Origin of the sequence: Haloferula helveola, from assembly GCF_037076345.1 — a bacterium.
Lineage (GTDB): Bacteria > Verrucomicrobiota > Verrucomicrobiia > Verrucomicrobiales > Akkermansiaceae > Haloferula > Haloferula helveola.
Genome location: NZ_AP024702.1, coordinates 3,964,869 through 3,978,358, shown reverse-complemented (window position 1 = coordinate 3,978,358; position 13,490 = coordinate 3,964,869). Strand labels below are relative to the sequence as shown.

Sequence of the window (13,490 nt, the reverse complement as noted above, 5' to 3'; positions counted from 1 at the left end):
TACGGGCTCTATCTCGCCTGAGACAGCAGTTCCGGCGTCAGCGTCCGCCCCACCGGATCCATAACGAGCCGGACCTCCGATGCATCGCTTGCCAGCGTAGCCTTGCCGGTGATCCGGGTTCCGGATCCGAGCGTGACGACGAGGTCATACTCCCCATGGAAGCCGCGGAAAGCGAAGCGACCGGACGCGTCGGTCGCACCCGACTCACGAGTGGTCAGCTTGTCCTGCAGCAGGCTCTGGATCGCGCGATACTTCACGTTCGGCTCCCCTTCCTCGGTGAAGAGCGGGTTGCCGGTGAACTTCTCGTAGTTCGACCAGAAGTTGAACGTCCGGACGGACTTGTGGCTGAAGGATGTCGCAAGCGCCTGCACGAAATACTCGGCCAGCAGTTCGTCGGTCCACTCGCCTGACCGGTACTCGCCAGTGATCTCACCGAGGATGATCCCGAACTCGGTAAGGTGAATCTTGATGCCGGAGTTGAGGTAAGGGTCGTAGGTCCCATACATCTCCTTCGGGCTCGCCCAAAGTTGCCGCGGGTTATGGGCATGCATCGAGATGAAGTTGATGCCCGGATAGCGCGCCTTCAGCTCCTCGACGCCCGGCAGCTGACGTTCGGTGTTGAACGACCAGCAGTCGCAGACTCCGAGTTCCACATCGGGGAACTCCTTCCTCAGTTCGGCGAACCATGCCGTCTGGTCGATGTAGACCTTGGCACGGTCGATGTGCGTCCGCCAGTCCTCGTTGATCACTTGGAAGAACCGCACCCGATCGCCATAGCGTTGGAGAACCGCCTTCGAATTCTCCACCTGGTGCCGAGCCTTCTCGCTGACCGAATCGACCTCCTCGAGCCAACCCGGATGATAGCCGCTGAGGAAGTGCCACTCGAAGTCGACTCCTCGACTGTCGCAGAAGCCGAGCACCTCATCGATCTTCGAGAAATCCTGCCGGTCGGGCGTTTTGGCATGCGCCCGCCACTTCGTCACGTTTCCCGGGCAGGTGTAATGGAAGAGTTCGTTGAGGAGTTTCCGCTGCTTCGGGTCCTGCTCGGTGGCGAGGTCGCAGTGGCCGAAGAGAAACTCATGCCTCGCCAGGCTCGCCGAGACCGTGGCGCCGTCGATCGGCTTGCCTTCGGAATCCACGACGCTCAGCACGGCGTCGCACTTCCGGTTCGCCTCGATGTTCGGGATGACGACCTTCTGGACGAAAGGATCCTCGCTTTCAAAGAATGCCGTGACCGCTGGGTGAAGCCCGGGAGCCTCCGACGCGGGAACGGCGGTGGTCGTCATTGCCCACGCGACACAGGCAATGGTTTGGATCAGCAGTCGGTTCATCAGTATGCGGGGAGCACCCCAAAGCTCGCAATCCCTCTCACCGGACATTGCCGCTCGCGTTGGCCGCCCCCCCTTCGCGAAGAGGCGCGTGCCACATGGTTCAAGAATTCAGTTCCTGCGGCGGCGGACGAACGAAGCGAGGGCGAGGCAAGCCGCGAAAAGCCCTGCGACGGACGGCTCCGGAACGGCGGCCACGTCCAGATACGTGTTGTAGAAGAAATCCAGATTGGAATCGAGTGTGCCGTCGCCTGTGGCCGAATACGCCAGGTGGCTGCCCGTGCCCGATCCGACCGTGTTGCCATTCTGCCAGTTACCGCCACCGTCGACGCCATACGCGCCCCCGTCTCCTCCCCAGAAGTCGTTCACGGTGTCATCCGGATCGTGAAAGGTTGCAGCGGGATTAACGGCGTCGGCCTGGTTCAAATAGAGCCGCATGTAGTCACCCGAATTGGTCGGACTGTTGAAAAGGCTGCCGACCACATTGTACTGGGTTCCGGTGTTCAACCCGACGGTCTGAACATACATCAGAGCACCACCGCTCACCCCTGACCTGAAGATCAGGGTGCCCACCCCCGCGTCGACCTCGAAGACCAGCGATGAACCGTTGTTGCCACCCAACTCGACGAGAGCGTAGGGACCACTCAGGGAACTGAAGTCCGTCGGCGTGGTGAAAGTGAACTCAAACGTGAAGTCCTGCTGATCCACCCCGCCGCCCGGATCCGTAAAGGTGCCGACCGAGAAACTGTCGTCGGGCGTCAGCGCATCCAGTGCGCTGAATGTGGTGATCGTGGCTGCCTGAGCACCCGCAGCGGTGAAGGCAAGCAGGGCCACGAATAGCTTTCTCCGAATGCTCATCTTGAAAGTGCGAATGGTGTTCTTGGTGGAGTCCCTTTGTCTCCGGGGAATGTCTTGGTATCTGCCTCGGACGAAGTTGCGAACACTTACTCGCTGGCACTGAGGCGTCCGAAGAGACTTCCACCGCTCCCTTCGGAGCCCGGGATGGTCGCCACGACGTCGTTGAGGTTGCTGTTGCCGGCATTCACGGAAACGGAGAAGGTCACGACCCCAACCGTCCCCGAGGTTTCGGGAACGGTTTCCTCGTTGCCTGCCGCATCCCAGGCATCGCTGGCGCCCAGGTCGCCGCTGTGCTGGGTCGAGAGGCTCGCGCCGCCACGACTGGCCGCGTTGAGCATGCTGAAAGTCAGCACCAGATCACCGCCGCTCTCGCTGACGGTAGGCAGCAGATCGGCGACATCGTCCGTCGCGCTGGCAGCGCCGAGCAGGAACGCAAGGCCGTTCGAAATGCCGTCGCCGTTCTCGTCATCGCCAAAGAGTTCGCCTCCGGTTGCCCAAGTCTCATAGGGCGAACCGCCGCCGCTTGTGGTGGTGAGCTCGACAAGAACCGGCTCTTCCTGAAGCTTGGGGGAAGCGTCGTCGTCCTGGGCGACGAACCAGACATCGTAGTCCGTGTTGGCAGCGAGGCCGGAAAACGCATCGCTTCCTTCGACCGTCGCGGCCAAGGCGATGCTGCCGCTGGCCAAGGCCGGTGAATCGGTGGAATCCGTGCCGGCCACGACCTGTGCCGACGTCGGCGCGTCGGCGTCGTTTGCCAGCACCACGTAGAAGGCGGTGCCGCCGTCATTGATCGCGGCCCGTGCGGTCGCTCCGCTGCCAGTCTCATTGGTAATCTGCGGGTAGGTATCTTCCCAGGCCGGGACCACGATGACGGAGAAGTCGCCTGGAATGGCGACACTGGTGTCCACCTCGTTTCCTTGGGTATCGGCGATCACAGCACCCTGTGAGATCCCTGGGGTGAGGATGCCTGATGAGGTAGCGGTATAGATTACCCTCACCCTGACCGGCTGGTTGAACACATTATCCACATCATCGATAGTGATGCCAGCCGGGGAAAGAGCTGCGCCATTCTCAAAATCGGCAATATCGATGGTCGAGAAGTCGATGGCCTCGTCGAAGTAGAAGTCGAAAGTCAGGGAATCACCAACCTCAATGGAGGTCGGATCACTGCCTTGGCCAACGCGATCGACATCAACCAACAACGGTGGTGTGAGGTCGACGATGATGGAATCGAAGTCCGTGATGTTGGAGTCCGGATCCACGCCGTTCCCCGAAGCATCCTGAATGTCGTTCGTCGATTTGACCTGAAGCTGCACGGTGCCCTCGGAGCTCGTGCTGACCGCGACCTTGAAGATCGAAGGGTCGGAGGTGGCCGTCACGCTATCAACCGAAATGGTCGCCGTGCCCGCATTCTCAAAGTCCCCGGTGTCGATGGTGGATGCATTCACGGGCTCATCAAAGAAAACCCTGTAGTTGATGGAGTTGTTGACGCTGGAAGTGAACGGAACGCCTTCCGCGTCGTCGCCGATGAACAATACTTTGAAGTCCGAGGAAACCGTTGCACCGCCACCGGTAGTGAGCGACAGCGTATCTGACGGGGAATCAAACACGAAGAAGGACCCGTCGCCCAAATCGGTCTGGGCCTGCGCCCAGGTAAGACCGGCCAGGTCGGTTTGAGTTTGCCCGTTGTACTTGAGGCGGTCGGATTCCCAGAGCGCCTGTGCCCACTCTTGGCCAGTCGTCTCACCGGAATTCCACCAACCCAGTTTGTTATTGTTGTCCGGGCCTCCCTGTTCAACCGGGATCGTCAGGGCCAAGGACATTCCGGTGCCGGGCAGGTAATCAATGTCGATATGGTTCGGATTGTGTCGACCTCCGCCAAAATTCTCAACGGTTACGGTTCCGGCTGTGGTTCCCCCGAAGATCACGTCCAAACTTGAACTGCCGAATGTCAGATATTGTGCCGTGACCGTGCCCCCGTTGATGTACAGGTCACCGCCAGGATCGAAATTTCTTGTTCCAAGGTCTTTCGGGATGGAGAGGGAGCCGCCGTAGATGAACAGATCACCTTCCCCGACAAGGAAGTGTTTGCCGATGTTCATCGCCCCGCCATACATCACAATGGCCCCGCCCTCGGGGTCAGGAATGGCCGTATCCGCACTATTCTCGGTCAAATCAGCCAGGCCATCCTTGAGAATAAAGATCGAGTTGAATGGCCGAATCCCGCGTCCGAAGGTCTTGGCATCAGTACCATCCAGAACATAGCTTGAGCTGTTCCTCAAATCGAACGCCCCGATGCCCGAAGCTCTCTTCAGTTCCCCATCAGTTTGAACAATGTGGTAATTTGATTTCGTCACATTGCTGCTGTACTTCGCATCAATGGTGATCGTTCCACTGGTGTCTCCGGCAGGCAGGCCGTTATCCCAGTTGTCGACGTTGCTGATGAACGAATCGGTTGTCGGGTTCGGATCGGGATCCGTGAAGAGGTGCCCACCATCGGTGAAATCCGTGGTCTGCGCTTCAACGATGACGGGCAGCAAAGAACCTGCCGCAAGCGACTTGAGGAGTTGTCTGTTCATGGGTTTTCGATTGCTGGAATCGGATGGGTTGCGCCGGTGGTGATGCCGGGGGCGCCGATCTCAGAAATGGTTGCATTCTGGGGGTATAGCGAGCATTGCCAATCGCCCGAAAACGGTCAACTACCCGATCGAGTAGTCACGGTGATCCACCTTGATGGAAACCAGGGCCGGGCGACTTTACCGCTTGGTTGAAACGCCAAAACCGGCAAGCTCACGCGAGCAACCATGACAGTCCCCAATCTCCCAAGATCGAAACGCTTTGTCGCCACTTCCACTCTCGTGATCGGACTTGCCAGCAGCGCTTTGGGCAAGGAGTGGATGAAGAGCTCGGCCTTCGAGCCGGACCTCGTCGAAGTCTACAAGAAGGTGGGAGACACGAACCTCGACCTCCACATTTTCTACCCGGATTCGAAGAAGCCCGAACAACCTACGCCGGGCATCGTGATGTTCCATGGGGGCGGCTTCAGGAAGGGCGATCCGGGAGCGTTCTTCTACTTCTGCGATTACCTCGCAAGCCGCGGGATGGTCGCCATCTCCGCACGCTATCGTCTGGGTGATCAACTGGACTGCCTGAAGGACGCGAAGTCGGCGATGCGGTATGTTTACACCAACTCGGAGAAGTTCGGGATCGACCCCAAGATGCTCGCCGGCGGCGGAGGATCGGCCGGCGGACACCTCGCCGCCGGTACCGCTACCTCGAAACTGATCAACGAGGAAACCGACGACCTCTCCATCTCCCCCGCCCCGGCGGCACTGGTCCTCTTCAATCCGATCCTCGGACACAACGACTCGGTCAATCGCTGGAAACCGGAGATCCGGAAGGACTTCAGGCCTTGGGCCGGAGTGCATGCCAAGATGCCGCCGACCCTCTGCATGTGGGGCGAGCAGGACAAGTTCCTCAGTGTCGAGGTGATGAAGGAGTTCCAGAAAAAGCTGACCGATGTCGGTGTTCGTTGCGAAATCGAGATCTATCCCGGCCAGGCGCACTCGTTCTTCGATAACGATGAGGAATGGGTCATCACCACGGTCGGACGTGCCGATTCGTTCCTTGCTTCTCTCGGTTTTTTACAGGGTGAACCCACCATCAAGGAGTGGGTCTCTAAACGGTGACGATTCCGATTTTCAGGGCGCAGCCAACCTCAGGAAGACCTCTGATCCGTAGTCGAAGGTCAGGGTCATCTCGAACTCCGTCATCCCCCCTGCTGTGGTCGTCTGAAGCGAGTAGTTCGCCTCCGGCAGCGGATCCCACACGCTGAGATTGGTGGAAACCTCGATCCCGTAGTCGGATCCAAGCTCGAAGCCCTCGAGGGTCTCCCACTGGAACACGTATCCCGACCCGCCTGAAGCCGGAACAATCCGGAGTCCGAAGCCGCCGCTGGTCGGATCGTTGGGATCGGAACCGAAGAGATACTCGAAGAAGTCGAGCACGCCGTCGCCGTCGGAATCCAGGGATCCGTCGATGGCTTCTTTCGATCCGAAGTTGAGCACTTCCCACGCATCCGCGAGACCGTCGCCGTCGCTGTCCGGGTCACTCAGCACAAGGGTCTCGGTTGTGCTGTCGTAGTCGAAGCTGACGCCGGGCCCGAGCCCGTCGGGCGCGGTGACGACGGCCCACGCCCCCAACTCGGCCACGCCCTGGCCATTGTAGGTCAGATCTCCGTCAGCCCACTTGGCGGACGCCCATTCATCCTCGCCGGAGACCGTCAGGGACATCATCGAGCCCGGCATATAGTTGATGGTCGAACCCGACCCGAAAGGTCCGACAAAGGACGCTGCGGTCAGAGAGCCTGGGGAAGTTCCTCCGAGATTGAGGGTGGAACCCGAACCGGAAAGCTCGATCCGCGGAACGGTCGTGGTGCCGCCGTTGAATCGGAGCGTCCCGCCACTGGATATGGCGCGCACGCCCATGTCGCCCGTACTCGGGTTGCCATGGATCGTGCCTCCGTTGACGACGAGGGTGCCACTGGACGACAGCAAAAGATGCCTCCCGAGGTTGACGGTTCCACCGTGGACCGTGATGACCGATCCCGGGTCGCGGATGCTCCAGTCACGACCGTTCGAAGTGTTGATGATTCCTTGGCGAACGGTAAGCGAGGAACCGCCCGCTACGGCGAAGCCTCGGAAGCCGCTCGATGTCGTCGCCCCGGCACCCTCCATGACCCAGGTCGTGCCGTTGTCGAGCCGAAGTGGATTGAGTCCCGACTGGATCAGGCTCCCGCCGGTGTGCAGCACCGACCAACCATCAAGGACCACCGAGGTGTTGGCTGTCGCGTCGACATCGACCCGGCCCCACTTGCCGACCGGCAACCCCGCATCCCAGTTGGGAGCATCGCTGAGCACCCCGCTGACGAAATTGGTGACGATCGCCAGGCCCGCAAGCGGAGTCGCCGATACTTCCCCGGTCTGCGGCGACTCGCCGGAAGCATTGAGAGCCGTCACGACGTAGTGGAAAGTCGTCCCGTTGCTCAAACCGGAGTCCGTGTAATCACTCGCGGTCAAACCGGAGGCGATCTCGGTGTAGGGACCACCTGCCGTTTCCGAGCGGTAAACCTTGAAGGTGAAGTCGGCCGAACCCTCGGAGCTGTGACTCCAATCCAACTGGACGCTGCCGTCTCCGGGAACAATGCCCAAACCCAATGGAGCATCGGGCTCTCCCGGGTCCACGGTGAGCTCGATCAGCGCTTCGTCGCGTCCGCTACCGAGGGAGTTGATCTGCACGGTGAATTGGAACGTGCCCGTGTCCCCGAGACGCGGCGTCCCGCTGAGAGTGCCGTCGTGGCCGATCGACAACCACTCAGGCCCGTCGACCTTCGAGAAGTAGACGGGATCGCCCTCGGGGTCGGTGGCCCAGGCGGAGAGGCTCCCGGAATAGCTCGAATACTGGGTCGCATCAGGCAGGACCAGCGGGCCGGCGTCGAAGGCGGGTGGCAGATTGGCATCAGCATAGCCCTTGGCGGTCCCGACGATCTCCAAGCTGCTCTCCGACTCATAACCATGGTCATCCACAGCCGTGACCCGGTAGTAATAGGCCACGTCATCGCGCAGCATCCCGACGTCCCAGCCGCTGTCATGCTGTGACTGGATGTCGACGAAGTCACTCGTCACCAGCCCGGTGGCGATGGGTTCCTCGTACTGGCTGAAGTCCCCGGGAGCCGAGCTGCGATAGACATTGTAGCTGGCGACATCGGACTCGGGATTGTCCGCCCAGTCCAACTGAACATTGCCGATCAGGCTGAAGGACTTCACCCCGGCAGGTGCCGATGGGGCGCCCGGCACGGAGGAGGCAAGCTGCTCGATGACCAACTCGGGAGCGAGTCCCGCCTCGCTGCTCCGGATCCCGCTCAGGAATCCATTTCCGGAAATCCTCTCGATAACGAGAGATACCACCTTGTCCCCCGCCCACTCGGCCTGGACGAACGGGGTCACATCGAACTCCAGAACCTCGGCGAACGAATTCTCGGTGACATCGACCGTGTCCAACTGGGCGACCGACGGAGGACGACCCGTAAAGGTGAGCGTGTCGTCCGACCATGAGTCATCGACGATGGACGAAACGGCGAGCTCGACCGGCGTGTTGACGAACTTCGTCGACGCCACGCGCAGCCGCACCTTCGCGATCGAACTCAGGCTGACATCATTCAGGTCGAACTTGAAATACATGTTGTCCCCCACCGAAAACGCACTGGCCGACGGGTTCTGGACCGTGCCGGGATCCGACTCGTCGGTGAAGCTGTCTTCGACCGGATTGATGCGGATCACTTCACCGGCGAATGGCGACGGCGGCGCGGGAGGCGGCCCTGCAGGCAGGGGTTTGCCGATGCTCGGATGCGCCAACTGTGCGAGATAGATGTTCTGGGGTTCGAGCAGGCCGGGATCGATCACTTCATACCAATTGGACGCGTCGACGATCTCCGTTTGGGTGCTGTCGTATCCGACGAACACATGCCCGTTGGCCAGGTTCGCGGGATCGGTCGGTGCCTCGAGGACCGCGTCGCCGAAAATGCGCCAGTGCGTCTCGCTATTCTGGGTCGTGCCGAGACTGCTGATGCCCGGACCCGTCCCGACCGCGGCATTGGTGTAGAGGTTGAAGCTGGCTCCCTGCCCGTGATGATGGAGCGAGACATCGGTCCCGGTGACGTTCGAAACGACGCAGTTCTTGGGGACGTTGACATTGTCGAACTCGTGAAAGTAGTTGCCGCGAATGTCGATGTTGTGAAACAGGCAATACTGGGCGTTGGACATGCTCATTCCGATGTGACCGACCCAGCCCCGGGTCCCACCACTGCCGACGATGTCCGGCCTCCCGATGTAGTGATCGAGAATGATGTTCAGGAACGAGATCCGGTAGGAGCGCCCCATCATCACCGAATGGTCGCTGTTCTTGATGTAGATGTTCCGCACCCAACTGTCCGTCACGTCGCCACCGTAATAGATCGCGTCGGCTCCCTTGTGCTCCCAGTGCCCCATCTTCCGCTGCTCGCGGAATTCGAAGCTCAGGTTCTCGATGCTCCGCTCCGTTCCGCCCGAAACGCGGAAGAACCCTTTCGGGATTCCGGTGTACCTCGCACCGTTGGCCCCATCGTCATACGCCGGATTCTCGTACCCGATCTCCTGGACGTAGATTTCATTCAGGTATTTCGGGCAATGGAGCACGGTCCCATACATGTCCTCGCCACGAAGGACGAAATGGTCCCGACCGGGGACGATCTGCTGGAGAATCGTGTATCGTCCGTTCGGAACGAAGACCGCATGGTTGTCCGGGCAGGCCGCGATCGCGTCGATGAAAGCCTGCGAGTCGTCCACACCGTCGTCAGGGACGGCCCCGTAGTCCGCGACACTCACCCCGACCGGCCAGTCAGGGATCGCCACATCCCCGCTCATGTAACCGGCATTCGTGAAATTCCCGAGCCGGCCCGTCACCGGATCCCACAGCTCACCATTGACGCCCCACAGGTCGGAATTCACCTGCGCCGCCAATGGAGCGGCGAGCACGAAGTGCACGGCAGCATACTGACGCCACAGAGAGAGCGCACGGTGACTTCCGTTCATTGTGTAGGTTTTCGCAGCATCGGAGAGGACGAACGCCTCAGAGCATCAGTTGGCGCTGATCGCGACGTCGTCCACATAAAACCCGTAGTAGGCCGTTCCATCCGCAGCCGTGGTGAACTCGAAGACGATCTTGACGTTCTGGCCGTTCGCCGAGGCAGGCAATGCGAACGCCTCGTCGCTCCAGCCCGCCTGCACGCCATCGATTCCGGTGACCGGGAAATCTCCATCAACGATCTCGATATCCGATCCATCAAGCAGGCGGATCGCCCCGACGTCCCCATTGAAGGCGTCGCTGTCGATGTATTGGCGGAAGTTCAGCGTGGCGCCTCCGGCAGGAATGGCGATCGACGGTGATGTGAGCGTAACCGTCGCCACCTCGTTGGCATACAAGCCTGTCACCACGTTCGTCCCGACGCAATTCGTCCCGTCTCCGCCGGCCAACCCGGGAAGGAGCGACGGATCCCCCACGTCCCAAACGGTGGTCGCATTGACGGCGACCCATCCGGCCGGAAGCCCCGGACCGGCTGCATCAAACGATTCCGCGAAGATCGGCGGCGGATCCTTTTCCACCACCGCGAAGAAGCGCCGGGCACCACCTCCTCCGGGAACGTCGGAGAGCGTGTTGAGAGGAGGAGTGGCGGACAGTTCCAATTGACCGTCCCAGACGGGCCACGTGTCCGGAGACCCCACCAGATCCGTGCTGCTGACGAGATCGTAAACCTTGCCCTCCTTGCTGTCCCACTCGAAGTCGAAGTTGCCCGGAGTGCCGGCGTTCGGAGCAATCGAAAGGCCCAAGCCGGTGAACGAGAAACTCACATAGTCCATCACCCAAGGAAGACTGCGGTCCTCCGGGCTCGGAGGGTTGACGAGAATGTTCCGGGCACGCGCGCGTGTCACGAAGCCGAAGAAGTTGCCGGGGTAGTCCGCGGCCACCACCGACGTGCTTACCGTGGTAACCTCGCCATCCGCGGTGGTCAGCCTCCCTTCGACATCAATGTTGCCATCGCTGGTGAAGGTGAAGTCCACGCTCAGCGTAATGGTGGTGCCGAACAGATCCTGGGCATAGGGCGTGATCGTCTGCGTACGGATTTGCGACGCCAGGACACCGTTGTCGATGCCGTTCGCGAGATAGATCCGGTCATCGGCATTGTTTCCCGGAGGGCCTGCCGAGGACGAGTCGTCCGTATTGAAAATCAGCGAGAATGCTCCGGCTTCCGCTTCGTTGGGAACTTCCTGAGAGTCTCCGAAAAGATAGATGCCCACCCGGTTGTTGTCGTCGGTGTAGCCGTCGGTGAGGGTCAGGGTGCCCTCGATCCGGTAGGATCGCCCTGCCGCGCGATCGACGGAGAACGCCCGGAGGAAACTGGAGTTTCTCGTTCCCGGGGACTGGTTCCGGTACTGCACACTGTCGGTCTGTTCCGTCCAGATTTCGTCCGCGTCGGCGGGAGTGCTCTGCGTGAAGCCGGCAAGGCCGTCATTATTGGAGCCGAAGGTGAATGATTCGGCTCCGCTCGAGGATGTTACGACCAGCATGAATGCCAGCGCGCTGAGGGTTGGGATGTTGGGATGGGTTTTGGGGTTCATGGTAGTTTTCAGTCAGCTCATGGGTTGTCATTCAGACTTTTCTCTTCCGGGGGTGGTGCTGCCCGGACATCGCGAGCACAACGGCAGCCCCTGTGCCTCGGCCTCATCCAAGGTCATGGTCTCCATCTTCGCCCGTTCTTCCGCACCGCCCGGCAAGCGCGGGCAGCCGTCCGCGTGAACACGATTCTTGTCCGCGATGCGGAAGACCTTCGTGTCGCCCGATGGTTTGACCGCTTCTTCCTTGGGGGCCTCTGCCTTGCCCGCATGCTTCTGCACCACCGGAGCATCAGTCCAGCATCGCGAACACGGGGTCAGCTCCTTGGCCGCCGCTTCTTCCAGAGTCATCTTGGTGAGCTTGGCACGCTCGTCGGGGTCGTTGGTCAGCCTTCGGCAGCCGTCGAGATGCACCCTGCCTTTCCCTTCCGTATAGAACACGGGCGTGTCGCCCGGAAGCTCCACCCCGGCTGGCGGGCCATCCTCCGCAACGGTCTTCGGTCCAGATTCATATTCCTCCGGAGTTTTGGGCTCCGGCAGAAGATCGACGAACTCCGCTCCGCCGGTCTTCCGGAGATAAGCGACCAACTCGCCCCGCATCTCCGAAACCTTCGCTTGGTATTCCGGCTTCAGCGACAGGTTGTTCAACTCGTCCGGGTCGGCCTCAAGATCGTACAGTTCCTCAATCCGGCCCGGGAAAATGTAGCGGATGTATTTGTATTCTCCGTCCAGCGTCAGGAAGTAACACGGCTGGGCCTTGTCGTTCACGACATTGCCCCCCTTCGCCCTTCCACCCAGATAGAAGCTGCCCCACGACTCCGCCTTGAGCTTTTCGGCCATCGCCTCGGCCGTGTAGGTGTTGCGGGTGTAAGTCATCATGGTCGGCGTCTTGTTCCACTCCGCCGCGACCTCGGCCGATCCGGGCGCCTTGAGAACCGGAGACATGTCGCGCCCATGCAGGACCTGGTCCGGTTCGGCACCCGCCACGGCATGGAAGGTGCGGATGAGATCCATACCGTTGACGGGGATCTTGCAGGTCACTCCCGACGGGTAAGCTTTCGGGTAGGAAACCAGCAGCGGCGAGCGGATCGCCGCCGAGTAGGGCCAAATCTTCCCCTTCAATCCGTGGTGACCCCACACGTAGCCTTGGTCCGAAGTGAAGACGATGATCGTGTTTTCCAGCTGACCGGTCTCCTCGAGAGCCTTGAGGATCTTTCCGACGCCTTCGTCGATAGCCGCGACGGCCTCCGTCTGCTGCTTGGCCCAGAAGTCGAGGGTCTTCCCCTTGTAGATCGGGTCACCGTCCTCATCAGCTTTCCAACTTCCGCCCTGCATGTGCACGGGCTTGTCGGTCCGGGGGCCGTAGATGTCCTCAGGAACCTCGGTCTTCGGCTTGTCCTCCAAGGTCCCCTTGTGGCGTTCGGCCGGAGTGTAGGGTCCGTGCACCGCTCCGTAGGCGAGCCAGTGATACCACGGCTGTTCCGGCTTCTTCGCGCGATCCTTGATGAACTGCACGGTATATTCGGTGTATCGATCGGTGCTGTAGCCTTCGAGGTCCTGCGGTTCGCCACCGTCGATCATTACCTTCTGGTCGTAGTAGTATCCCCCGGCAGCGGCGTACTGTCCGTGGTCCCAGACGACCGACCAATCCCAAGCGGTCCCGTGCTGGTGGGCTTCCGCGCCCTTCCCCCAGTGCCACTTGCCGATCATGCCGGTGTAGTAGCCCTCCTTCCGCAGCGCGGTGGTCCACCACTTGTACTCCGGCCCCTCGGCACATGCATACTGGAAACGGCCGGTCAGCATCCCGGCGCGCGAGGGAACACACTTCGCTCCGACGTAGGCCTGATCGAAACGGATCCCCGTCTCGGCGATCCGGTCGATGTTCGGGGTGTTGGCGTAGTTGTACGCACCCGGATAACAGCTGACGGTCCTGAAACTCTGGTCGTCGGTGAAGATGAAAAGGATGTTCGGTCGCGACTCCTTTGCGAATGTGAAGCCGACAGAACCGGCCAACGCCACGGCTAACAAACCGAGATTGATCGAGTGCATAATGATGGGTTCGAAAAACGATCGGTTAGACCGGACGGGTAGTTTCTGG

7 protein-coding genes are annotated in these 13,490 nt (G+C 60.6%); 1 reads left to right on the top strand and 6 read right to left on the bottom strand.

Annotated elements, in window-relative coordinates:
- Positions 1-8 precede the first annotated feature (8 nt).
- The 3 genes from HAHE_RS14890 to HAHE_RS14880 form a co-directional block, all read right to left on the bottom strand.
- Positions 9-1,331 carry an endo-1,4-beta-xylanase gene (locus HAHE_RS14890; RefSeq protein ID WP_338685518.1) on the bottom strand — a complete coding sequence of 441 codons (1,323 nt, stop codon included), beginning with the start codon at positions 1,329-1,331 and terminating at the stop codon, positions 9-11.
- Positions 1,332-1,439: 108 nt separating this feature from the next.
- Complete coding sequence (locus tag HAHE_RS14885) at positions 1,440-2,186, bottom strand: PEP-CTERM sorting domain-containing protein (RefSeq protein ID WP_338685517.1); 747 nt, start codon at positions 2,184-2,186, stop codon at positions 1,440-1,442.
- Positions 2,187-2,272: 86 nt separating this feature from the next.
- Positions 2,273-4,765: a hypothetical protein gene (locus HAHE_RS14880; RefSeq protein WP_338685515.1), complete on the bottom strand. Its 2,493-nt coding sequence runs from the start codon at positions 4,763-4,765 to the stop codon at positions 2,273-2,275.
- A gap of 225 nt (positions 4,766-4,990) precedes the next feature.
- Here HAHE_RS14880 and HAHE_RS14875 point away from each other — a divergent pair, with 225 nt between their 5' ends.
- Positions 4,991-5,875 carry an alpha/beta hydrolase gene (locus tag HAHE_RS14875; protein WP_338685513.1) on the top strand — a complete coding sequence of 295 codons (885 nt, stop codon included), beginning with the start codon at positions 4,991-4,993 and terminating at the stop codon, positions 5,873-5,875.
- Positions 5,876-5,887: 12 nt separating this feature from the next.
- On the opposite strand, the gene HAHE_RS14870 is transcribed toward HAHE_RS14875, so the two are convergent.
- From HAHE_RS14870 to HAHE_RS14860, 3 genes are read right to left on the bottom strand one after another with little or no spacing between them, the layout of a single operon-like run.
- Positions 5,888-9,814: a DUF7594 domain-containing protein gene (locus tag HAHE_RS14870; protein ID WP_338685511.1), complete on the bottom strand. Its 3,927-nt coding sequence runs from the start codon at positions 9,812-9,814 to the stop codon at positions 5,888-5,890.
- A 45-nt stretch (positions 9,815-9,859) separates the two neighbouring features.
- The gene (locus HAHE_RS14865; protein ID WP_338685509.1) at positions 9,860-11,398 is read right to left on the bottom strand and encodes a hypothetical protein; all 1,539 of its coding nucleotides are present in this window, start codon (positions 11,396-11,398) and stop codon (positions 9,860-9,862) included.
- 27 nt (positions 11,399-11,425) lie between these two features.
- Positions 11,426-13,441: a sulfatase-like hydrolase/transferase gene (locus tag HAHE_RS14860; protein WP_338685507.1), complete on the bottom strand. Its 2,016-nt coding sequence runs from the start codon at positions 13,439-13,441 to the stop codon at positions 11,426-11,428.
- Positions 13,442-13,490: the final 49 nt, after the last annotated feature.